The following is a 22,157-nucleotide window of genomic DNA, read 5'->3' as shown; positions in this document are numbered from 1 at the left end:
AGGATATGCGGTGGCAAACCGTCAATCATTTTGGATCTCCCCACGACCTGCAGCGCTGTCACATATCGGCAAAACGTCGAGTTTGGCGGAGACGCCGGCCAGGGGCTCCCTCTTCTCCCCAGCGGGGAGAAGGTGGCCCGAAGGGTCGGATGAGGGGGCTTCCCGCGTGGGACGGCCCCCTCATCGCCTCGCATTCGCTCGGCACTTCTCCCCGCTGGGGAGAAGAGGGAGCAAGTGGCTCGCCCAGCGGACTTCCCATACGCGATAGCTTGCCACCGCCTGGGAGAGGCAATCAACTCGCCAAGCCGACCAGGCCAATCAAGCCTTCGCCACCAGCGTCGGCTGCAGTGCACCCGACACATTCGGCGTCACCTTGACCGACTTCTTGTAGAGGATCGGCTGCGCATATTGCAGCAGCGGGATCACATAGCCCTGTTCGGCAATATATTTGTCGACGGCCTTCCAGCCGGCGATACGCTTTGCCTCGTCCTTCTCGCCCCAGAGCGGCCCGATCTTGCTGTCGAGGTCGTCGGTGTTCCAGACCGAGTGCGGCGAGGGGCCGAACATGGCAAAGCCGGTCGAAGTGGTCGGGTCGCCGATCGCATTGCCCCAATTGTAGAAGGCGGCCGGCGCCAGCTTGTCGGCAGCGCGCAACTCATAATGCTTGGCGATTTCGTAGACTTCGATCGTGGCGTCAATGCCGACCTTGCGCCACATGCCGACGATCGCCTGGATCATTTCATAATCCTTGGGCTTCAGGCCACGCGTCGTCTGGATGGTGAACTTGGCCGGCTTGTCCTTGGAGTAGCCGGAGTCGGCCAGCAGCTTCTTGGCGAGCTTCGGATCGTGCGGCACCTTGATCGAGGCGTCAAAGGCTGTGTATTCCGGCGTCTCCAGCGTATCGATCGGCACGCCGTAGCCCCGGAGCAGCTTCTTGACGATCGCCTTCTTGTCGATGGCGTGGCAGGCGGCGAGGCGGACGTTCTTGTCGAGCATGACCTCGATATTGTTGATGAACAACATGCCGATGTCTGAGACTGGCTTGCAGACGCCCACGAGGCCCTTCTTGCCCTTCAGGCGGTCGTAATCCTCATAGGGGATTTCAAGCGTGATATCGGAGGAACCGGATTCGATTTCGGCGACGCGGCTGGTGGCATCCGGCACGAACTTGAACACGACGGTGTCGAAGGCCGGCTTGCCGCCATAATAATTCGGATTGGCCTTGAGACGCAGGAAGGCATTGCCTTCATAGGCATCGAACATATAGGGGCCGGTTCCGATCGGCTTCTTTTCGAAACCTTCCGCGCCAACCTTTTCGTAATAGGCCTTCGGCAGGACATAACCGGTGAGGAAGGCCATCCACATGAAATAGGTGGGTTCGAAGCGGACGACATCGCCGGTGATCTTGTTGCCGTCGACCTTGTAATTGTTGGCCGTCGACCAGATGAACTGGATCGGATTGCCGGTCTTCTCATTGGCGGCGCGGTTGAGCGACCAGACGACGTCTTCGGCGGTGAACGGCGAGCCATCGTGCCACTTGACGCCGTCGCGGACTTCCATCCACACCTTGGTCTTGTCGTCGTTCCAGCCCCACTTGGTCAGAAGACCGGGCTGGAATTTCAGGTCCGGACCCTGGCCGACATATTGATCGAAAATCGAGCGGTAGATCGCCTGGATCGTCGGATTGACAGCGGATGGACCGACCGTCGGGTCGAAAGACGGCAGGTTGACGTTGAAAGCGATCGTCAGCGTATTGGCGTCTGCGGCCAACACCTTGGTCGTGCCAGCAAAGACACTCGTCAAGAAGCTTGCAGCGCCCAGTTGGAGGGCCTGCCGGCGTGTAATATCGAACATTTCAGTTCTCCCTCGTTCCCCTGTTCCCCGACGCCCGGTTTCCTCCGCGGACGCCGCCGATCAATTTTTTATCGGAATGTTTTAATCTTAAAATTTTTGCAGATTGGTGGCAAGTGGATTCTTGCGCGACCCATCGCTGAAATGGAGTAAATTCATCGCTGATCGCGATCGGTCGCGAACAATTATATGCGTAAGCATATAACTGGAACTGAGTACATGCACGACAATGCAGCGCACACATTTGTAATTTGACAAAGACCGGCCTCGAGAAATATGCTCTTGCAAATGAATGACGTCAGACCTCTTCGAAGAGGCAAGGGGAATTGGAATGGCTGAGAGATCATTTGCGCGCGAGGTCGAGGACCTCAAGCTTGGAGAAGGCGACATCTTCCGCGGCGAGGGCATTCTCGCCATCACCAAGGCGCTGCTGCAATCGGGCGTTTCCTATGTCGGCGGCTATCAGGGCTCGCCGATTTCGCATCTCATGGACGTGCTGGCTGATGCCAAGGACGTGATGCAGGATCTTGGCGTACATTTCGAGACATCGGCTTCGGAAGCGGCTGCCGCCGCAATGCTCTCGGCCTCGGTCATGTATCCCGTCCGCGGCGCGGTGACCTGGAAGTCCTCGGCCGGCACCAATGTCGCCTCCGATGCGCTCTCCAACCTCTCCTCCGGCGGCGTCACCGGCGGGGCGCTGATCATCATCGGCGAGGATTATGGCGAGGGCTCCTCGATCATGCAGGAGCGCAGCCATGCCTTCGCGATGAAGTCGCAGCTATGGCTGCTGACGCCGCGGCCGAACCTGCCGTCGATCGTCCGCGCCGTCGAAGAAGGTTTCGAACTTTCCGAGGCATCGAACACGCCTGTCATGCTGCAGGTCGGCATCCGCAGCTGTCACGTCCACGGCCAGTTCGTCGCCAAGGACAACAAGCGGCCGGCCCATTCGCTCAAGACCGCGCTGGAAAACCCGGTCCGTGACGTCAATCGCATCGTGCTGCCGCCAGCCTCCTTCATGCATGAGAAGGAGAAGCTGGAGAAGCGCTGGCCAGCCGCCGTCGAGTTCGTCAAGAGCCGGGAGTTGAATGAGTATTTCGGCCCGAGCGAGGGTGAGATCGGCATCATCCTGCAGGGCGGCGTCTACAATGGCGTCATGCGCGCCCTGCAGCAGCTCGGTCTTGCCGATGTCTACGGCAATTCGTCCGTGCCGCTTTATGTGCTCAACGTCTCCTATCCGCTGGTGGATGACCAGATTGCCGATTTCTGCATCGGCAAGCAGGCTGTGCTGATGGTGGAGGAGGGGGCGCCGGAATATATCGAGCAGGCGCTCAACACTATTCTCCGCCGCCGCGACATCCAGACGAAGGTGTCGGGCAAGGACGTGCTGCCGATGGGCGGCGAATATACCGCGCCGGTTCTGGTCAAGGGCGTCAAGGCCTTCCTCGAAACCTATCAGCGCGTCCTGCTCGGCAACCAGCCGCCGATTCCCGACCCGTCGCCGATCCTCAAAGATCCGAAGATCAAGGCGCTTGCCGAAGTCGTGCCGCCACGGCCGCCGGGTTTCTGTATCGGCTGTCCGGAGCGGCCGATTTTCGCGGCGATGAAGCTGGTTCAGAGCGAACTCGGCGAGCATCATGTGTCGGGCGACATCGGCTGCCACCTGTTCTCGATCCTGCCGCCGTTCAATATCGGCTCGACCACGATGGGCTATGGCCTGTCGCCAGCCGCGGCCTCCGCCTTCAACGTCAAGGCCGACAAGCGCGTGATTTCGGTGATGGGTGACGGCGGCTTCTGGCACAATGGCCTGGCGACCTCGATCGGTAATGCCGTGTTCAACAAGCAGGATGGCGTCATCCTCGTGGTCGACAATTACTATTCGGCGGCGACGGGTGGCCAGGACATCATGTCCTCGCGTGCCGTCAATCCGCGCCGCAAGACCAACAATTCGATCGTCGATGCGGTGAAGGGCATCGGTGCGACCTGGGTGCGGCAGATCGACCGGACCTATGACGTCGCCAAGATGCGCGACACGCTGCGCGAGGCGCTGACCACCAAGGAAGAGGGACCGAAGATCATCGTCGCTTCCTCCGAATGCATGCTCAACAAGCAGCGCCGGGTGAAGCCGCAATTCGCCAAGGCGGTGAAGGACGGCAAGCGCATGGTCAAGGAGCGTTTCGGCGTCGACGAGGATGTGTGCACCGGCGATCACGCCTGCGTCCGTCTCTCCGGCTGTCCGTCGCTGTCGGTCAAGCATACTGATGATCCGCTGAAGGACGATCCGGTGGCGGCGATCGACAACAATTGCGTCGGCTGCGGCAATTGCGGCGAGGTGTCGGAGGCGGCCGTGCTCTGTCCGTCCTTCTATCGTGCTGACATCATCCACAATCCGACCGGCTTGGATAAGTTCGTCAAGAACCTGCGCAGCAAGGTGATCGGTTGGCTGCAGGCGCGCCGCGCTGCATCCCGCATCGTGTTTTCGGATTGAGGAAAGCCCCATGAACGAACATGTCTCCTTGAATGCCGACAACACCGCTCGCTTGGCCACCGACAAGCCGCTGTCACTCGCCGTCCTCGCCATGGGCGGACAGGGCGGCGGCGTCCTGGCCGACTGGATCGTCGACCTGGCCGAACGCGAAGGCTGGATGGCGCAAACCACGTCCGTACCGGGCGTGGCGCAGCGCACGGGTGCCACGATCTACTATATCGAGATATTGCCGGAGAAGGATGGTCATGCGCCGATCTTCTCGCTGATGCCGACACCGGGCGATGTCGATGTGGTCATGGCGGCCGAACTCATGGAGGCCGGCCGCTCGGTGCTGCGCGGACTGGTGACGCCGGACAAGACGGTGCTGATCGCCTCGACGCACCGCTCCTTCGCCGTCGCCGAGAAACAGACACCCGGCGACGGTATCGGCAATCCGGAAGTGGTGATCGAAGCTACCGATTTCGCCTCGAGGCGCACGATCGCCTTCGACATGGAGAGGCTTGCCGTCAAGAACGGCAGCGTGATTTCCGCCTCGATGTTCGGGGCGCTGGCCGGATCCGGTGCGCTGCCGTTCGGCAAAGAGGCGTTCGAGGCGACGATCCGCGCCGGCGGCAAGGGCATCGAGCCGAGTCTCAAAGCATTCAACGCCGCTTTCGATCGGGCACAGAACAAGCCACGCGACGAGGTGACGTCCAAGCAGGTGAAGCGGCTCGATCCGCTGCCGCAATCCGCCGGCCATCCGGCGCTCGACAGGCTCATTGGCCGTATCCGCACGGAGTTTCCGACCGAGGCGCAGCCATTGCTGTTTGCTGGCGTCAAGAAGGTGACGGATTTCCAGGATCCGGACTATGCCGGCGAATATCTCGACCGTCTTGGACAGCTTCTCGCGCTGGACAAGGCCAATAGCGGTGAGGCGAAGGGATTTGGTTTCACCGTGCAGGCGGCGAAATACGTCGCTGTCGCCATGACTTATGACGACGTGATCCGCGTTGCCGACCTGAAGGTGCGGCAATCGCGCTTCGAACGGGTGCGCAAGGAAGTCGGCGCCAAGGACGACCAGATCGTCTACATGACCGAATATATGCATCCGCGCATGGAAGAGGTCTGCGGCACGCTGCCCATGGGCCTCGGCCTCTGGATCGAGAGCCGGCCGAAACTGTTTGCCTGGCTCGACCGGCGCGTCAACAAAGGCCGGCGGGTGCAGACGGGTACGCTCTTCTGGTTCCTCAGCCTCTATATGGTATCGGCACTGCGCGGCCGCCGGCGCGGYACGCTCCGGCATATGCGCGAGAACCAGCATATCGATGCCTGGCTCAAGACCGCGACCGACCTCCTACCGAAAAACTACGACCTCGCCGTCGAAGTGCTCAATGCCCGGCGCCTGATCAAGGGCTATTCGGACACGCATTCGCGTGGGCTGTCGAAGTTCGACAGGGTCATGTCGGCCCTGCCGATGCTGGTGGCGCGCGACGATGGGGCGGACTGGATGAAGCGGTTGAGGCAGGCAGCTTTGTTGGACGAGAACGGCCTTGCGCTCGACGGCGCGTTGAAGACGATCGCCACACTATAATTGGCTTTTGTAAAGTCTCTCCTGTCTCAGAACCGGATTCCGCCAGAATTTCCGCTTATTCGGCAGGAAAATATTAACTTTTGCGCCAGGAAATCAGCTTGTTGCAAGCTTACTGTTTTAGAACAAAAGAATAGCAGGAGTTATCGACCTGCTCGCTGTCGCCGCCACGCTGCCGATATTCGGGGGAGCGGATCCGGCGTTCGGAGGACAAGATGGATTATGACTGGACGGGAGCGCGAACCYGCAGGCTCGCGCTGTTGAAGTGGACGTCTTTCCTTCTCGGCGCCGGCCTGCCGCCGACGCTGCTGTTGTGGCTGCACTTCGTGCAGTGACGCTCGCCGTCAATATTTCCAGCCGGCTTCCTTGGAGCATTCCTCCTGCGCGTCGGCATGGTTTTTTTCCCAAGCAGTGATCGACACCGAGAAATCATTGGCCTTGCCGCTGGCGCATTGGCAATAGGTTTCGAGCGTCTGCTTGCTCTGGCCGGCATCGGAATTGTCGTCGATGCACTGGTCGATTTGCGCGTCTTCGTCATTGTTGGCGTAGACAGGGCTCGAAAGTGCTACGGATCCGAGCAGGCTGGCGGCGAACAGGATGGTCAGCGAAATTTTCATGGCATATCCCCCAATTGATGCGTCGACCATCTGCGGGCGAGCGATTCCGACGCGGGCGGATCGTAGCCTGTCTTTGCGACAGTTGCTCCGACCATTTTTGGGATGTTTGAACCAAGCAACCGTCCGCCCCGTGAAAAAGGGTGGCAGGATCTGCTCGATAGAGGGTGATTGAGACAAGGATTGTGCTTTTGAAGTCGACGTCGAAGTAGTGCGTGTGGAATCACTGCCAATCCCGACTCTGAGTCTCTCCGCGGCCGGTTCAGACCATGATCCCGGCCCTGTATCCATCTGCTGATGGAAAATGAACGTCGAGGAGCAAGAAGGCTGCGGGGCGTCGTTTCCGCCCTGTGCCTGGCGGGGCAGCGATCCGCCTCCGGCAAGATAAGCTTTTACTATCAATATGTTCCCAAGGCTTTGCATTGCCGCAGGATCGCCGCGAAGCAGTTCGCCGGCAAATATTTGAATATAAGTCAATCACACATGCTGCAACGCAAGGGCGCAAGTCAGCCTCGCGCAAGCTTCGAGTGGTTAATGGGAGTTAACTTCTCTTAACAAGTTTTACCGCCATGCAAATCCAGACAAGCTCGAACAGCTACAATCAGGCCCCGCGGCCTTCCGGCCAGGAGCGAAAGTCCGCTGAAACCGAGGCGAACGGCACGTCGAGCCGCATTCGTCGCGACGACGCGATCACCGGTAGCCAGGCAGTGCTCAGCAATTCGCTTGCCGATGCGCTTTGGTCGATCCATCAGTCCTCCACGGTTGAGGACCAGCCGTCCTATGCGACGGTGGAAGATATCTATCGCGCCTACGCGAACTGACCCAGAACGCCTTTAGAAGTAAACGCTGAGCGCCGCACGGATATCCGCAAGCGGCGCTTTTGCATTTGTCCGGTCGAATGTCTGGCCGGTGATCATCTCATAGGCGTGGATGTAGACCTCCGATGCCTGGGCGACCARTTCCTCCGGAATCACCGGGATTTCATCCTTATAGGGATCGCAGCGCTCCGCCACCCAGGCGCGGATGAAGTCCTTGTCGAAACTCTGTGGCCTTGTGCCGTTGGCGAGCGCGGTCGGATAGGTTTCCGCCATCCAGTAGCGGCTCGAATCGGGCGTATGGATTTCATCGGCGAGGATAATATTGCCCGCCGCATCCGTGCCGAACTCATACTTGGTGTCGGCGAGAATCAGGCCGCGCCTGGCGCTGAGTTCCTGGCCGCGCTTGAACAGTGCCAGCGCGTGGCGTGTCACCATTTCCCATTGCGCTTCCGTCAACAGCCCGCGTTCGAGAATCTCGGCGCTGGACAAGGGCTCGTCATGGCCGCCGTCGAAAGCCTTGGTCGTGGGTGTGATGATCGGCTCGGCAAGCTGTTCATTGTCGCGCATGCCGTCCGGAAACTTGACGCCATACATGTCGCGCTCGCCGACCTTGTACTTCGTCAGGATCGAGGTGCTGGTGGTGCCGGCGAGATAGCCGCGCACGACCACTTCCACCGGCAGGATATCGAGCCGCTTGCCCACCACGACATTCGGATGGGGATAGGCGACGACATGGTTGGGGCAGATGTCGGCGGTCTGTTCGAACCAGTGGCGCGCTGTCTGCGTCAGCACACGGCCCTTGAAGGGGATGGCCGTCAGGATGCGATCGAAGGCGCTCAGGCGGTCGGTGGCGATGATGATGCGATTGCCATCCGGGAGATCGTAATTGTCGCGGACCTTGCCCTTGTAATAATTGGGCAGCTCCGGGATATGGGCATCGTCGAGCACAGCGGGCAGGGTCATCGGCACAACCTCTTCATGGGTTTATCGCCGCGATAAATCAGCGCCCCGGCCAAAGGTCAAGTGCCGCCTGGCTGCCGTCGAGATTTCTGGCGCAAGCTCAATGGGTGCTGAGCGTCTTCGGGCGGTACTTGCCCTTGCTTTCCAGGCTGAAATTCTCGCTGACGGCCGGATGCCTGAAGGGATCGCCGCTCTCGTCGATCACCAGATTCTGCTCCGAAACATAGGCGACATAGGCCGTTTCGGCATTCTCGGCATAGAGATGGTAAAAAGGCTGGTCGCGCGACGGACGAACTTCGACCGGAATGGAGTTCCACCATTCTTCCGTATTGGCAAATTCCGGATCGACATCGAAAATCACGCCACGGAAGGGGAAGAGGCGATGCTTTACCGCCTGGCCGATCTGATATTTTGCAACGCGTTCACGCATGTCCTTACCTCGTATCCACACCGTAAATGTGGTGAAAATCGATCAGGTTTCAAGACAAATCGCACTGCCACGAGCGCGTCATAATAGCGTTACAATTGTGGCAGCCTTATTGCCGGGCGGAACAATATCGTGCATTTTCCAATGCATGGCGTAAGAAGAAGAAAAAGCGACAGGCAGGGGTAGGGCGTGGTCAATCAGTGGGGTAGGGATGGCAATAGCGGCTCGGGCAATGCGAGCTCTCGCTCAGCCGCAGGCGTCGTTATTCCAGCAGTCATTGCGTTGATTCTCGGTGTTGGCGGCGGCTATGCCGGCGCCCGCTTGATGAGCGGCGTTTCGGAGACGGACATTGTCGCGCGAGACAAGCGCATCGCCGAGCTGAGCAAGACGCTCTCCGATATCAAGTTCGACAGTCAGAGCGCCCCTACCCAGCAAACCGTGTTGCAGCAGCGTGTCAAGGACCTGCAGAGCCAGGTCGACCAGTTGAAGCGAGAGAAGAACGCGTTGCGGACGAATACGGATCAGCAAAACGCAAAGGCGAAGGATGACGCGGCGGCCGAGATCGCGGCGCTGAAAAAGACGATCGAAGAGGCCGGCGACCTTTCCGGCGAGCTCACGCGCACCAAAAAATCGATGAAAACCTCCCAACTGCAGATCGTCGAGCTCAACAAGACCGTCGAGGACCAGAAGGCTGAGATCGGCAAGCTGCAAGCCGCGCAGCAACAGGCAAACGATTCCGGCAGCCCGGCGCTGGTGCTGCTCCAGGCCCAGAAAACCATGCTGGAGTCGCAGCTTGACGATGCCAAGAAAGCTGCGGCGGACATTCCCGAACTGAAATCGCGGATCGCCGCGCTCGAAGATCAGGTCACCAAGGCTTCGGATGATTCCGACCAGAAGGCTGGGCAGATTTCCGCATTGCAGAAGCAGAAGGACCAGTTGCAGGCCAAGCTCGACGCCGCAAGCAAATCCACCGATGCCGCCGATCAGCAGGCGCGAAAAATCGCCGACTTGCAAAAGCAGCTCGACGATATGGCGCAGAGCCTTGCCGCGCGTGACGACGATGCGCGCCAAGCCGACGACAGCCTCAAGGCTGCTCGCGCCGATCTTGAAAAATCACGGGACAACGTCAAGACACTGACCAAGCAGAACACAACGCTCACGACGGATCGGGACGCGCTTCAAAAGCAAGTCGCGTCGCTCAAGGATACAGTTGCTGCGCTGAAGACAAAGACACCACCTGCCAACGACCAGACACCCAACAACTCGACCGATAACGGCCAGGACAATAGCGGCCTGACGCCGCGGAACAGTGACGATGTGCAGAAGGCGGTCGCCGACCTACCCGGCTTCGACGGGCTGACGCCGGACAAGCAGGCCCTGCTCACCAATATGCTCGTCAAGGGCGCCTGCGTCACCGATTCGCTCAAGGCAGCCTATGGCCACGTTTCGCCGATTTCATTGCGCAGCCTTTTCCGCAACCTCGGCGGCAGCTGCTGAACAGGGAGGATAGAATGCGGATTTTGACGATGATCGGCTCAGCGGTTCTCGCGGCGGGCCTCATCTGCCTGCCGGCGAGAGCGGCCGAGGTCGAGAAGAACATCATGACAGGCGGCCCGACCGGCACCTATATCAAGATCGGCCAGGACATTGCCCGCCTCGGCAAGCAATGCGGCCAGACACTGAACGTGATCGGCAGCGCCGGCTCGTTGGAAAATTTCCAGGGCGTGCGCAACCGCAAGAACACCCAGTTCGGCATCGTGCAAAACGACCTGCTCGACTATCTCAAGACGTTCGAAGCCAAGGATAAGGATATCCAGCAGGCAGTGCGCGGCGTGCGCATCATGTTCCCTCTTTATAATGAGGAAGTGCATGTTCTGGCTGTGAGCTCCGTCGCCAATCTCGAAGGTCTTTCCGGCAAAAAGGTTGCGATCGGCGTCAAGGACAGCGGCACCTACCTGACCGCGACACTGATGCTCGACATTCTGCGAGTGAAAAACGTGCAGAAGGTGCTGCTCAATCCGGATCAGGCGCTGCCGAAACTCCAGTCGGGCGAAATCGACGCCTTCTTCTATGTCGCCGGCGCCCCGGCGTCGCTGTTCCAGAGTGCCGGTATCGATGCGACGAAATTTCACCTGCTGCCGATCAAGGAAGCGCCGCTGCTCGCTACCTATATTCCAAGCACTATTCCCGCCGGCACCTATCCGTTCGAGAAGGATGCGATCGATACCGTGTCGGTGAAGGCGGTGCTGATGACCTTCGAATATGACAAGAAGCGCAATGCCTATCAGCGCGACAGCTGCAAGGCGGTCGCCGATTTCTCCAGCCTGATCCTCAACAATCTCGACCAATTGCAAAAGACCGGCCATCCGAAGTGGAAGACTGTCGACCTGACGGCGCTGCCGCCGGGCTGGAAGGTCGGCGCCTGCGTCAAGGAAGGCATGGCGCTCGATTACAAGCCGACCTGTGCCGCTGAAAGCAAACCGGCCAGCGATGACCAGTCCGGCGATAACGACGACTACCTCAATCTGCTGAAGCAGCGGCTCAAGAAGTAAGCGCCCTGAGCCGCCTGTCGATGTAGCGCCTTTCGGATGCCAGGAGATCGAAGCTCCTGGCATCGGCATAGGCGGCAGCCGCACCGGCGGTGTCACCGGCGCGATCGAGGAAATCCGCCTTGGCGAAATGCGCGAACTTGTAGCTGGCGAGCTCGCCTTCGGTAAGCCGGGCGATGATTGGCAGGGCAGCCTGCGGGCCGTCGCGCATGCCGAGTGCGATGGCGCGGTTCAGCTCTACGACCGGACCGGGATCGGCGAGCCGTAAAAGGTCATAGAGCGCGACAATTTGCGCCCAATCCGTTCGGTCCGCCTCTGTCGCACGCGCATGCTCGGCCGCGATTGCCGCCTGCAGCACATAGGTCGAATAGGGTGGATGCCCCATTGCCTCATCGACCAGTTGAAGACCTTCCTTTATAAGATCGGCATCCCAGAGGCCGCGATCCTGGTCGGCGAGCAGGATAATGTCGCCACCGGCATCGAAACGGGCTGCCTCGCGTGAACGCTGGATCAGCATCAGGCCGAGAAGCCCATCGATATCGGGCGACGGCGCCGTGGAACAGATGAGCCGCGCCAGGCGGATCGCCTCACCGCACAGTTCGCTACGCAGCACCTGCGTGCCGGCCGAGGCGGAATAACCCTCAGAAAACACCAGATAGACGACGCGCAGCACGACGTCGAGGCGCTCGTCACGCTCCGCCCCTTCGGGCACGGCATAGACGATGCGCTCCTCTCGGATACGATTCTTGGCGCGGACGATGCGTTGCGCCACTGTCGTGGGCTTCGTCAGGAAGGCGGCCGCGATCGCCTCCGTCGTCAGGCCGCAGACCTCGCGCAGGCAGAGCGCCGTCTGCGCGTCGGCAGGCAAGGCCGGATGGCAGCAGACGAAGATCAGCCGCAGCATGTCGTCGGGCATCGTCTGGTCCTCGTCGGCTTCGGGCGCGGCTTCAAGCTCCTGCAGGGCCGACAGTTCAGGCGTGATCGCGTGAAAGCGCTTGCGACGCCTGAGCATATCGATCGCCTTGAAACGTCCCGTCGACACCAGCCAGGCGCGCGCATTGCGCGGCATGCCCTGCTGCGGCCAATGCTGCGATGCCGCAAGGAACGCCATCTGCACAGCCTCCTCGGCGAGATCGAAACTGCCGAGCAGGCGGATCAGGGTAGCGAGAACCTGTGGCGCTTCGCGGCGGTAGACGGCGTCGATCGATTCCATGGCTTACCGGTCCGGATCCGGGATGTCGTAGATCGGCCGCACCTCGATCGTCCCGAACCGTGCCATCGGGATGCCGCCGGCGACCTCGATCGCCTGCGCCATGTCGCGCGCTTCGATGAGGATGAAGCCTGCCAGCTGTTCCTTCGATTCGGAAAAAGGCCCATCGGTCATCGACATCCTGCCGTCCCTGACCTTGACCAGCGCAGCACTATCAGGCGGCTGCAGCGCCTGTGCCTGGATGAGAATGCCGCGGGCGCGCAAATCCTGATCATAGCTGATAGAGTCGCGATCGAGCGTCTTCTTTTCCTCTTCGGTCTGGTTGTCGAATGTGCCGGTCTCGAAGTGAACGAGGCAGAGATATTTCATCATGAACTCCCTTGGTTGACCGCCATAGTCGCATAGAAGACGCAGCTTTCGACAGGATGGAGGAAAAATTTCCCTGTCGGGTCGTGAAAACCTCGATTCTCCGTCCGGTCACTCATTGGTGACTGCGCCGCCGAACGTTGAGCAGGTAACGTTATGACGCGCACCCAGCCGCGTTGCAGAATGGAGATTTCGGTGCATATCAGTAGAAAAATTGCCGTTGCCTGCGTCCTGGCGCTCGCATCGGCGCATATCGCATCCGCTGCCGACTGGACACATTATGGCAATGCCCGTTTCGGCTATTGGGTCGATATCCCGCCCGGTTTCTCGCAGGTCGCCGAAGCCGAAAACGGCGATGGCGGCACATCGACGTCCCCCGACGGCCGCGCCGAACTGAGCGTCTGGGGCGGGTATATGATGAAGGACAGTTTTGCCGAAGAGGTTGCCTGGACCATCGACATGGACAAACAGGAGGGCTGGACGATTTCCTATGACAAACGCGCCGCAAAGGCGGCGAGCTGGTCGGGAACCAAGGGTGACAAGGTGTTCTATGAGCGCACCGTCGTCGGCTGTGATGGCGCAGCGGCCTATTTCAGGCTCGAATATGATCTGAGCGCGATCAAGGCCTATGACAAGATTGTCGGCAGACTGGTCAAGTCGTTGAATGGTTGCGGTCGATAGGCTGCTTCAGAAACGATCGAGGGGCGGTCTTGCCGCCCCTCGAAACATCTGCGCTCTGATCGCAATCGGTGCTCAGACCGAATAGTACATGTCGAATTCGACCGGATGCGGCGTCATTTCAAAGCGCATGACTTCCTGCATCTTGATCTCGATATAGGCATCGATCTGGTCGTCATCGAAGACACCGCCGGCAGTCAGGAACTTGCGGTCCTTGTCGAGGCTGTCGAGCGCTTCGCGCAGCGAGCCGCAGACGGTCGGGATCTTGCGCAGTTCCTTCGGCGGCAGGTCGTAGAGGTCCTTGTCCATCGCCTTGCCGGGATGGATCTTGTTTTTGATGCCGTCGAGGCCGGCCATCAGCATGGCAGCGAAGCCGAGATAGGGGTTCTGCGCCGGGTCGGGGAAGCGGACTTCGACGCGCTTGGCCTTCGGGCTGGAGCCGAAGGGGATACGGCATGAGGCCGAGCGGTTACGGGCCGAATAGGCGAGCAGGACCGGCGCTTCATAGCCCGGCACCAGGCGCTTGTAGGAATTGGTCGTCGGGTTGGTGAAGGCGTTGATCGCCTTGGCGTGGCGAATGATGCCGCCGATATAGAACAGGCAGGTTTCCGACAGGCCGGCATATTCGTCGCCGGCGAAAGTCGGCTTGCCGTCCTTCCAGATTGACTGATGCACGTGCATGCCGGAGCCGTTGTCGCCGAAGATCGGCTTCGGCATGAAGGTCGCCGTCTTGCCATAGGCATTCGAGACCTGATGCACGACATACTTATAGATCTGCATCTTGTCGGCGTTGCGCACCAGCGAGTCGAACTTGACGCCAAGCTCGTGCTGGGCGGCGGCAACTTCATGGTGATGCTTTTCGACCACGACGCCCATTTCGGTGAGCACGGTCAGCATTTCCGAGCGCATGTCCTGCAGGCTGTCGACCGGCGGGACCGGGAAATAGCCGCCCTTGATGCGCGGACGGTGGCCGAGATTGCCGGACTCGTAATCCATGTCGTCGTTGGACGGCAGTTCGGAGGAGTCGAGCTTGAAACCGGTATTGTAGGGATCAGCCTTGTACTTGACGTCGTCGAAGACGAAGAATTCCGGCTCGGGGCCGACGAAAACCTGGTCGCCGATGCCGGAGGCCTTGAGATAGGCCTCGGCCTTCTTGGCGGTGCCGCGCGGGTCGCGGTTATAGGCCTCGCCCGAGATGGGGTCGAGAATGTCGCACATGATGACCATGGTCGACTGCGCAAAGAACGGGTCCATATGGACGGTGGCCGGATCGGGCATCAGCACCATGTCGGACTCGTTGATCGCCTTCCAGCCGGCGATCGAGGAGCCGTCGAACATCACGCCGTCGGCGAACATGTCCTCGTCCACCGCGGTGATGTCCATGGTCACATGCTGCATCTTGCCCTTGGGGTCAGTGAAGCGAAGGTCGACGAATTTGACGTCGTTGTCCTTGATCTGCTTCATGATGTCTTTTGCAGTCGTCATTTCGAGTTTTCCCTTATTGATGACGATATTGATCCCGGCTCCCATCGGCCGGGCATTCCTTAGATGGCGTCGATGCCGGTCTCACCCGTGCGGATACGCACGACTTCCTCGATATTGGAAACGAAAATCTTGCCATCGCCAATGCGGCCGGTCTGTGCGGCATTGCGGATCGCATCGATCACGCGCTCGACGTTCTCGTCGGCCAGCACAACCTCGACCTTCACCTTCGGCAGGAAATCGACGACATATTCGGCGCCGCGATACAGTTCCGTATGGCCCTTCTGACGGCCAAAACCCTTCGCTTCCGTGACCGTAATACCTTGCAGGCCGACTTCCTGAAGGGCTTCCTTCACCTCGTCGAGCTTGAAAGGCTTAATGATCGCTTCGATCTTTTTCATGAGAAAATGTCTCTCCGCTTCTCCCGTTCGGCAGGTTCTTCCCGCCGGCCCTCTCGATGCACAGAACGTGCCAGATTTTCATTGCAGACAATGTTTTTGCTTGAAAATCAGCCAGACGAGGGCGATCATGCGTGAAATACGACAAAAAACCAGAGGAAAATTTGCAAAAATCGCAAAATTTTCGCTGGCGGATCAATCCCATGCCGGGACCCGCAAGGGGTCGACACATCTCAATGGCTACATGAGATCAATAATTGAGCATTTGCCTAATATTTGACTTGCACTGCGGCCACTTGGACAGGCGAGCCTTACGGACGGGCCGTTGCCACCCTCTCAGCCCCCGCCCGTCTTGCCATTATTTTGTGCAATGGAGGCACTCTTGCGCCTGATCGAACCCGAGGCTGTGGCGAAGATCGATGCTGCCACCATCGCCTCCGGAATCCCCGGCTATCAGCTGATGCGCGCCGCCGGACACGCCGTCGCGGCGACAGCGCTCAAGCAATGGCCTGGCGCAAAGCGTTTCGTCGTGCTAGCCGGGCCTGGCAACAATGGCGGCGACGGCTATGTGGCCGCCGGGCTATTGGAGGACAGCGGTGCGGAGATTGCTCTCTACCAACTGGTTTCGAGCCCGCCCGCAACGGAAGACGCACGGCGGGCGCTGCTAGACTGCGGGATCACTCCACAACCGCTGGCGATATACGATCCCACTCCGGGCGATGTCATTGTGGACGGGCTTTTCGGTGCGGGGCTGGCACGCGATCTGTCCGACGATCTCGTGTCATTGATCGATCGTCTCCGCGATGCGGCTTTGCCGGTGCTGGCGATCGATATGCCGAGCGGCATCGACGGCCGCGACGGCAGGGTGCGCGGCGGCGCGTTCCACGCCGATGTCACGGTCACGTTCATGGCGCTCAAGCCCGGCCAGTTGCTGCTGCCGGGCAGGGAACATTGCGGCCGGATCGAAATCGCCGATATCGGCGTCCCGGCCCGCTTGGTCGCTGAGCATGCAAGCGCGACCGATATCAATGGGCCGCACATCTGGGAGCAATACGCCAAGCCAAAAGACAGCGGCGGACACAAATATTCGCATGGCGCATTGGTCGTGTTTTCCGGTTCGGCAAGTCATACCGGCGCCGCCCGGCTGTCTGCCGCGTCCGGTCTGAAAGCCGGGGCGGGGCTGGTGACGCTGGCCAGCCCGACCGAAGCGATGGCCGTCAATGCCACGCATCTGACCGCCGTGATGCTGAAGGAGATCGACGACATTGCCGTCCTTAAGGACTGGCTCAGCGATTCCCGTCTCAGCGCCTTCGTGCTTGGCCCCGGTTTTGGCATCGGCGACAAGGCGAGAGACTTTGCGCTGGCACTCCGGGATCGCAAGCTGGTGCTCGATGCCGATGGCATCAGTTCATTTAGAGATTGCCCGGAGAAACTATTCGAAGCCTATTTCGCCGGCGAACCGCATCTCATACTGCCACCGCATGAAGGCGAGTTTGTCCGTCTCTTTCCCGACATTGCCAGAGACGAGGCTCTTTCGAAGGTCGACAAGGCAAAGCGCGCCGCCGAGCGCTCTCATGCCATCATCATCCTCAAGGGCGCGGACACCGTCATCGCTGCACCGGATGGTCGTGCCGCGATCAATAACAATGCACCACCCTGGCTCGCAACGGCTGGTTCCGGCGATGTTCTGGCGGGCATCTGCGGTGCGCTGCTGGCCCAAGGTTACCCGGCGTTCGAGGCGGCCTGTGCTGCCGTCTGGCATCATGGAGAAGCGGGCAACAGGGCGGGTAAGGGGCTGACGGCGGAGACCCTCGTGGATCATCTCGCCGTGTAAGGCGAGCCGTGTGAGTCTATCCAACCCATCTCCAATTGTCGGAATCTGCAGCTAAGAACGTCCGAACGCCCGCTTAAATAGCAGCACACCGAAGCGGATCGTCTTGTAATACCTGCATCTCGCGAGATAGAGGAGATCGCTCACCACGTTGGTTCGCTGTGCCGGGTCATGCAGGACCACACCACGATACGTGCCACCAGTTGCTTCTCCGAGATAGCCACGAATATCGGCCTTCCGGCTGTTGCAACTGAGCCATTCCTTAAACTCGTCCGCTGCTTCCTGCTCGTCGAAAGCGACAGTCGAATACCAGATGTCGCTCCCGCCGATTTTCCAGGCATTCCGCCTCACAAGCGCGACCTGCCATCGTTCGCCGACCATGACGAATATGTCCCGCGGTTGGAGTGAATAAAACCGAAAGACGAATGCCGCCAAGGGCCTACTCCGCCGCCACCTTCCTGATCGGCCGCCGCTCCAGAAGCTCCTTCAGGAACTGGCCGGTATAGGAGCGCTTCTCCTTGATCACCTGCTCCGGCGTGCCTTCGGCGATGATCTCGCCGCCGCCGTCACCACCCTCGGGGCCAAAGTCGATGATCCAGTCGGCGGTCTTTATGACTTCGAGATTGTGCTCGATGACCACTACGGAATTGCCCTGATTGACCAGTTCGTGCAGCATTTCCAGGAGTTTGACCACGTCGTGGAAATGCAGACCGGTGGTCGGCTCGTCGAGGATATAGAGCGTGCGGCCGGTCGATTTCTTCGACAGTTCCTTGGCGAGCTTGACGCGCTGCGCTTCACCGCCCGACAGCGTGTTGGCCTGCTGGCCGACCTTGATATAGCCGAGGCCGACTTCGCGCAGCGAGATCAGCTTGTCGCGCACCGCCGGCACGGCGGCGAAGAAATCGCAGCCTTCCTCGACCGTCATGTCGAGCACATCGGAAATCGACTTGCCCTTGAACTGCACTTCCAGCGTCTCGCGATTGTAGCGCTTGCCGTGGCAGACATCGCAGGTGACGTAGACGTCCGGCAGGAAGTGCATTTCGATCTTGATGACGCCGTCGCCCTGGCAGGCCTCGCAGCGGCCGCCCTTGACGTTGAACGAGAAACGGCCGGGCTGGTAGCCGCGTGTCTTGGCTTCCGGCAGGCCGGCAAACCAGTCGCGGATCGGCGTGAAGGCGCCAGTATAGGTGGCCGGATTGGAGCGCGGCGTGCGGCCGATCGGCGACTGGTCGATGTCGATCACCTTGTCGATATGCTCGAAACCGTCGATCCGGTCGTGATCCGCCGCATTCTCGCGCGCGCCCATGATGCGGCGTGCGGCAGCTTTGTAGAGCGTCTCGATCAGGAAGGTGGACTTGCCGCCGCCGGAAACGCCCGTCACCGCCGTGAACACGCCGAGCGGGATCGAGGTGGTGACATTCTTGAGATTGTTGGCGCGCGCGCCAAGAACCTTGATTTCCTTGCCCTTCTTCGGCTTGCGCCGTTCGTCCGGCACGGGCACGCCGAGTTCGCCGGAGAGATATTTGCCGGTCAGCGAGTCCTCATTGGCCATGATGTCGGCCGGCGTGCCTTCGGCGATAACTTGGCCGCCATGGATGCCGGCCGCAGGGCCGATATCGACGACATGGTCGGCCGTCATGATTGCGTCCTCGTCATGCTCGACGACGATCACCGTGTTGCCGATGTCGCGCAGATGCTTGAGTGTCTCGAGCAGCCGCGCATTATCACGCTGATGCAGGCCGATCGACGGCTCGTCGAGCACGTAGAGCACTCCCGTGAGGCCGGAACCGATTTGCGACGCCAGCCGGATGCGCTGGCTTTCGCCGCCGGAAAGCGTGCCGGAATTGCGCGACAGGCTGAGATATTCGAGGCCGACATCGTTCAAAAATTTCAGCCGGTCGCGGATCTCCTTGAGGATGCGGACGGCGATCTCATTCTGCTTGGCATTGAATGTCTCCGGCAACGTGTCGAACCAGGCACCGGCCACCTTGATCGACATGTTCGACACTTGGCTGATATGCAGCTTGTTGATTTTGACGGCCAAGGCCTCCGGCTTCAGACGAAAACCGTTGCAGGTCGGGCAGGGGGCGGCGCTCATGAAGCGCTCGATATCCTCGCGCGACCAGGCGGAATCGGTCTCCTTCCAACGGCGCTCAAGGTTCGGGATGATGCCTTCGAAGTTCTTGGTGGTCTGGTATGAGCGGGCGCCGTCGGCATAGTTGAAGGTGATTTCGCGTGTTCCCGTACCGTTCAATACGGCATCCTGCGCTTCCGCCGAAAGGTCGCTCCAGCGCGATGAGAGCTTGAAGCCATAGGCTTTGCCCAATGCTTCGAGCGTCTGCGCATAGTAGGGCGAGGAGGATTTTGCCCACGGTGCCACGGCGCCGTCACGCAAGGTGCGATGCGCTTCCGGCACGATGAGATCCGGATCGATCTTCTGCTGCGAGCCCAGGCCATCGCAGGCCGGGCAGGCGCCGAAGGGATTATTGAACGAGAAAAGCCGCGGCTCGATTTCCGGTATGGTGAAGCCGGAGACCGGGCAGGCAAATTTTTCCGAGAACATCACCCGTTCATGCGTCTCGTTCAGCGACTTGTTGGCCGAACCGCCTTCTGCGGTCTCTTCCGGCGGCAACGGCTTGTCGGCGAATTCAGCGATCGCCAGGCCATCGGCGAGACGCAGGCAAGTCTCGAGGCTATCGGCAAGGCGGGCAGCCATGTCCGGCCGGACGACAATGCGGTCGACCACCACGTCGATGTCATGCTTGTATTTCTTGTCGAGCGTCGGCGCTTCGGCGATCTCGTAGAACTGGCCGTCGACCTTGACCCGCTGAAAGCCCTTCTTCATCAGCTCGGCGAGTTCTTTCTTGTACTCGCCCTTACGGCCGCGGACGAGCGGCGCCAGGATATAGAGGCGGGTTCCCTCGGCGAAGGCGAGCACCCGATCGACCATCTGGCTGACCGTCTGGCTCTCGATCGGCAGGCCGGTCGCGGGCGAATAGGGCACGCCGACGCGGGCGAAAAGCAGGCGCATATAGTCGTAAATCTCGGTGACCGTGCCGACCGTCGAGCGCGGATTGCGCGACGTTGTCTTCTGCTCGATCGAGATCGCCGGCGACAGGCCGTCGATCTGGTCGACATCCGGCTTCTGCATCATTTCCAGGAATTGACGCGCATAGGCCGACAGGCTCTCGACATAGCGCCGCTGGCCCTCGGCATAGATCGTGTCGAAGGCAAGCGACGACTTGCCTGAACCGGACAGACCGGTCATAACGATCAGGCTGTTGCGCGGCAGATCGAGATCGATGTTCTTGAGATTGTGCTCGCGCGCACCGCGTATGGAAATGGTCTTGAGTTCGCTCATCGTCTCTGCTTTACGCCCTGTGATCCGTCCTTATACGCTATCGCGCACCAACCAACGTCGCTATCATGCGAAAATCCCGCTTTTCCACAATCGCGACGCCGTTGACAAACATCGCGGAAGTCTATAGAACAAAAACAGAACGAATGGAAGCCCCGAAATTCTGTGGATTGGAGATAGTGAGGGGCGCATTGGTTCAGTCAAACGGCTAAAGTCGGCGAACTCAAGGCTCCCGGCGCGTGTGGCGTCGTTATGTGGACAGGATATTGGTATGGCGGGCAGTGTAAACAAGGTCATTCTCATTGGCAATGTCGGTGCGGATCCGGAAATCCGTCGCACCCAGGACGGCCGGCCGATCGCCAATCTCCGGATTGCCACGTCCGAGCAGTGGCGCGACAAGAATTCCGGCGAACGGCGCGAAAAGACCGAATGGCATACGGTTGTGGTGTTCAACGAGGGCCTCTGCAAGGTCGTCGAGCAATATGTGAAGAAGGGCGCGAAGCTCTATATTGAAGGCGCATTGCAGACCAGAAAATGGCAGGATCAAACCGGCAACGATCGTTATTCCACGGAAATCGTGCTGCAAGGCTTCAGTTCGGTGCTGACCATGCTCGACGGCCGTGGCGAAGGCGGCGGTCGCGGGCAGGCCGGCTATGACGATTATGATGCCGGCAGTCCCGGCTATGACAACAACAGCCGGCCGAGCCAGCCGGCGCGATCGCCCTCGAACCAGAGCAGAGGTGCGCAGAGCGCGCCGTCCTTCTCGCGCGATATGGACGACGATATTCCGTTCTGATCCGAGTCTTTCGTCTTGTCGCAGGTTCTTGTCGGAAAACCGTGGGACACCTTTCCGGAACCTGCTTGGACTGACGTCCGGCACGGCCCGTCTGACTATGGGCCGGTGTAATAGGTCATGATCGCGCGATAGCCGTCGATGACGAATTGCACGGCAAGTGCCGAAAGCAGCACACCGAGGAGACGGGTCAGGATGGCGCGGCCCGTCTGGCCCAATATCCGGTCGATCTGGTCGGCGATCAGCAAGGCGATATAGATCAGCGCAAAGATCACGGCGATGACAAGGATCAGTTGCGCTCGCGGAAAAGGCGCGGGCAGATTGCCTGCCAGCAGAATGACGGCGGAGATCGAGCCGGGGCCGGAAATCAGCGGTATCGCTAGCGGGAAGACGGCGAGGTTCTGGATGTGATCGCGGGTGATCGCGATCTCAGTGCTCTTTTCCTTGCGCTCCTGGCGCTTCTCAAACACCATTTCGAAAGCGATATAGAACAACAGGAAGCCGCCGGCGATCCGGAACGCCGGCATCGAAATGCCGAGGACCGAGAGCACGCCGGCGCCGGTGAGCGCGAAGAAAACCAGGATGCCGAAGGCGACCAGGGTGCCGCGCAGCGCCGTCTGCCGGCGTTGGGCGGAGTTCATCCCGGCCGTCAGCGCCAGGAAGATCGGCGCCAGGCCTGGCGGATCGGTGGTCACCAGAAGCGTGGTAAATGCGTTGAGCAGCGTCGCGGTGGTCGCCATTTTCCCCTCTTTTTGACCTCTATTGTTACC

At 60.0% G+C, this 22,157-nt stretch carries 19 protein-coding genes; 8 read left to right on the top strand and 11 right to left on the bottom strand.

The genetic code is table 11. From position 1 onward, the window contains the following. Positions 1-318: 318 nt before the first annotated feature. Positions 319-1,854, bottom strand: coding sequence for an ABC transporter substrate-binding protein (locus AC1D06_RS33370; protein WP_477990133.1), 1,536 nt, complete (start codon positions 1,852-1,854; stop codon positions 319-321). A gap of 328 nt (positions 1,855-2,182) precedes the next feature. Between AC1D06_RS33370 and AC1D06_RS33365 the strand changes: the two genes are divergently transcribed. Both AC1D06_RS33365 and AC1D06_RS33360 read left to right on the top strand, forming a co-directional pair. Next, positions 2,183-4,336 (top strand): thiamine pyrophosphate-dependent enzyme, encoded by a 2,154-nt coding sequence (locus tag AC1D06_RS33365; RefSeq protein WP_477990132.1) that lies wholly within the window; start codon positions 2,183-2,185, stop codon positions 4,334-4,336. A gap of 10 nt (positions 4,337-4,346) precedes the next feature. Further along, on the top strand, positions 4,347-5,906 hold the full coding sequence (locus AC1D06_RS33360; RefSeq protein ID WP_477990131.1) for an indolepyruvate oxidoreductase subunit beta family protein: 1,560 nt from the start codon (positions 4,347-4,349) through the stop codon (positions 5,904-5,906). 341 nt (positions 5,907-6,247) lie between these two features. Here the strand turns inward: AC1D06_RS33360 and AC1D06_RS33355 are convergent, their stop codons facing one another. Next, positions 6,248-6,994 carry a hypothetical protein gene (locus AC1D06_RS33355; RefSeq protein WP_477990130.1) on the bottom strand — a complete coding sequence of 249 codons (747 nt, stop codon included), beginning with the start codon at positions 6,992-6,994 and terminating at the stop codon, positions 6,248-6,250. 92 nt (positions 6,995-7,086) lie between these two features. Here AC1D06_RS33355 and AC1D06_RS33350 point away from each other — a divergent pair, with 92 nt between their 5' ends. Next, positions 7,087-7,338 carry a hypothetical protein gene (locus AC1D06_RS33350; RefSeq protein ID WP_477990129.1) on the top strand — a complete coding sequence of 84 codons (252 nt, stop codon included), beginning with the start codon at positions 7,087-7,089 and terminating at the stop codon, positions 7,336-7,338. A gap of 12 nt (positions 7,339-7,350) precedes the next feature. On the opposite strand, the gene AC1D06_RS33345 is transcribed toward AC1D06_RS33350, so the two are convergent. After that, positions 7,351-8,298 (bottom strand): phosphoribosylaminoimidazolesuccinocarboxamide synthase, encoded by a 948-nt coding sequence (locus tag AC1D06_RS33345; protein WP_477990128.1) that lies wholly within the window; start codon positions 8,296-8,298, stop codon positions 7,351-7,353. 97 nt (positions 8,299-8,395) lie between these two features. Further along, positions 8,396-8,725 carry a heat shock protein HspQ gene (gene hspQ, locus AC1D06_RS33340; RefSeq protein ID WP_477877008.1) on the bottom strand — a complete coding sequence of 110 codons (330 nt, stop codon included), beginning with the start codon at positions 8,723-8,725 and terminating at the stop codon, positions 8,396-8,398. A 186-nt stretch (positions 8,726-8,911) separates the two neighbouring features. On the opposite strand from hspQ, the gene AC1D06_RS33335 reads away from it, so the two are divergent. Both AC1D06_RS33335 and AC1D06_RS33330 read left to right on the top strand, forming a co-directional pair. Then, positions 8,912-10,219 carry a hypothetical protein gene (locus AC1D06_RS33335; protein WP_477877007.1) on the top strand — a complete coding sequence of 436 codons (1,308 nt, stop codon included), beginning with the start codon at positions 8,912-8,914 and terminating at the stop codon, positions 10,217-10,219. Positions 10,220-10,233: 14 nt separating this feature from the next. Beyond that, positions 10,234-11,274, top strand: a complete 1,041-nt coding sequence (locus AC1D06_RS33330) for a TAXI family TRAP transporter solute-binding subunit (RefSeq protein ID WP_477877006.1) — start codon at positions 10,234-10,236, stop codon at positions 11,272-11,274. Here the strand turns inward: AC1D06_RS33330 and AC1D06_RS33325 are convergent. Both AC1D06_RS33325 and AC1D06_RS33320 read right to left on the bottom strand, forming a co-directional pair. After that, positions 11,264-12,484, bottom strand: a complete 1,221-nt coding sequence (locus AC1D06_RS33325) for an RNA polymerase sigma factor (protein WP_477877005.1) — start codon at positions 12,482-12,484, stop codon at positions 11,264-11,266. The two genes, AC1D06_RS33330 and AC1D06_RS33325, sit on opposite strands and share 11 nt — an antisense overlap. Before the next feature lie 3 nt (positions 12,485-12,487). Next, the gene (locus AC1D06_RS33320; RefSeq protein WP_477877004.1) at positions 12,488-12,850 is read right to left on the bottom strand and encodes a YciI family protein; all 363 of its coding nucleotides are present in this window, start codon (positions 12,848-12,850) and stop codon (positions 12,488-12,490) included. A gap of 192 nt (positions 12,851-13,042) precedes the next feature. On the opposite strand from AC1D06_RS33320, the gene AC1D06_RS33315 reads away from it, so the two are divergent. Beyond that, complete coding sequence (locus AC1D06_RS33315; RefSeq protein WP_477877003.1) at positions 13,043-13,528, top strand: hypothetical protein; 486 nt, start codon at positions 13,043-13,045, stop codon at positions 13,526-13,528. 72 nt (positions 13,529-13,600) lie between these two features. Here the strand turns inward: AC1D06_RS33315 and glnA are convergent, their stop codons facing one another. Next, a complete protein-coding gene (glnA, locus tag AC1D06_RS33310; RefSeq protein ID WP_477877002.1) occupies positions 13,601-15,010 on the bottom strand; it encodes a type I glutamate--ammonia ligase in 1,410 nt (469 codons plus the stop codon). Positions 15,011-15,069: 59 nt separating this feature from the next. Beyond that, entirely contained in the window at positions 15,070-15,408 is a 339-nt protein-coding gene (locus tag AC1D06_RS33305) for a P-II family nitrogen regulator (protein WP_477877001.1), read from the bottom strand. A gap of 379 nt (positions 15,409-15,787) precedes the next feature. On the opposite strand from AC1D06_RS33305, the gene AC1D06_RS33300 reads away from it, so the two are divergent. Then, a complete protein-coding gene (locus AC1D06_RS33300) occupies positions 15,788-17,239 on the top strand; it encodes an NAD(P)H-hydrate dehydratase (RefSeq protein ID WP_477990127.1) in 1,452 nt (483 codons plus the stop codon). A gap of 51 nt (positions 17,240-17,290) precedes the next feature. On the opposite strand, the gene AC1D06_RS33295 is transcribed toward AC1D06_RS33300, so the two are convergent. Together AC1D06_RS33295 and uvrA are read right to left on the bottom strand one after the other, a co-directional pair. After that, positions 17,291-17,671 (bottom strand): hypothetical protein, encoded by a 381-nt coding sequence (locus AC1D06_RS33295; protein ID WP_477876999.1) that lies wholly within the window; start codon positions 17,669-17,671, stop codon positions 17,291-17,293. Positions 17,672-17,675: 4 nt separating this feature from the next. Beyond that, complete coding sequence (gene uvrA, locus AC1D06_RS33290; RefSeq protein ID WP_477990126.1) at positions 17,676-20,597, bottom strand: excinuclease ABC subunit UvrA; 2,922 nt, start codon at positions 20,595-20,597, stop codon at positions 17,676-17,678. 268 nt (positions 20,598-20,865) lie between these two features. Between uvrA and AC1D06_RS33285 the strand changes: the two genes are divergently transcribed. Beyond that, positions 20,866-21,390, top strand: coding sequence for a single-stranded DNA-binding protein (locus tag AC1D06_RS33285; protein ID WP_477876997.1), 525 nt, complete (start codon positions 20,866-20,868; stop codon positions 21,388-21,390). Between the two features lie 95 nt (positions 21,391-21,485). Here the strand turns inward: AC1D06_RS33285 and AC1D06_RS33280 are convergent, their stop codons facing one another. Next, positions 21,486-22,127 carry a MarC family protein gene (locus tag AC1D06_RS33280; RefSeq protein WP_477990125.1) on the bottom strand — a complete coding sequence of 214 codons (642 nt, stop codon included), beginning with the start codon at positions 22,125-22,127 and terminating at the stop codon, positions 21,486-21,488. Positions 22,128-22,157 lie beyond the last annotated feature (30 nt).

It is taken from the genome of Rhizobium sp. P2_G2, assembly GCF_056403555.1.
Note: the sequence above shows the minus strand (reverse complement) of the source record. Positions and strands in the feature narration are given on the sequence as shown.

Bases quoted from the DNA above. Each gene is read 5' to 3' on its own strand.
- AC1D06_RS33370 (WP_477990133.1), bottom strand. From the start codon at position 1,854: ATGTTCGATATTACACGCCGGCAGGCCCTCCAACTGGGCGCTGCAAGC.
- AC1D06_RS33365 (WP_477990132.1), top strand. From the start codon at position 2,183: ATGGCTGAGAGATCATTTGCGCGCGAGGTCGAGGACCTCAAGCTTGGA.
- AC1D06_RS33350 (WP_477990129.1), top strand. From the start codon at position 7,087: ATGCAAATCCAGACAAGCTCGAACAGCTACAATCAGGCCCCGCGGCCT.
- hspQ (WP_477877008.1), bottom strand. From the start codon at position 8,725: ATGCGTGAACGCGTTGCAAAATATCAGATCGGCCAGGCGGTAAAGCAT.
- AC1D06_RS33330 (WP_477877006.1), top strand. From the start codon at position 10,234: ATGCGGATTTTGACGATGATCGGCTCAGCGGTTCTCGCGGCGGGCCTC.
- AC1D06_RS33325 (WP_477877005.1), bottom strand. From the start codon at position 12,484: ATGGAATCGATCGACGCCGTCTACCGCCGCGAAGCGCCACAGGTTCTC.
- AC1D06_RS33320 (WP_477877004.1), bottom strand. From the start codon at position 12,850: ATGAAATATCTCTGCCTCGTTCACTTCGAGACCGGCACATTCGACAAC.
- glnA (WP_477877002.1), bottom strand. From the start codon at position 15,010: ATGACGACTGCAAAAGACATCATGAAGCAGATCAAGGACAACGACGTC.
- AC1D06_RS33305 (WP_477877001.1), bottom strand. From the start codon at position 15,408: ATGAAAAAGATCGAAGCGATCATTAAGCCTTTCAAGCTCGACGAGGTG.
- uvrA (WP_477990126.1), bottom strand. From the start codon at position 20,597: ATGAGCGAACTCAAGACCATTTCCATACGCGGTGCGCGCGAGCACAAT.
- AC1D06_RS33285 (WP_477876997.1), top strand. From the start codon at position 20,866: ATGGCGGGCAGTGTAAACAAGGTCATTCTCATTGGCAATGTCGGTGCG.
- AC1D06_RS33280 (WP_477990125.1), bottom strand. From the start codon at position 22,127: ATGGCGACCACCGCGACGCTGCTCAACGCATTTACCACGCTTCTGGTG.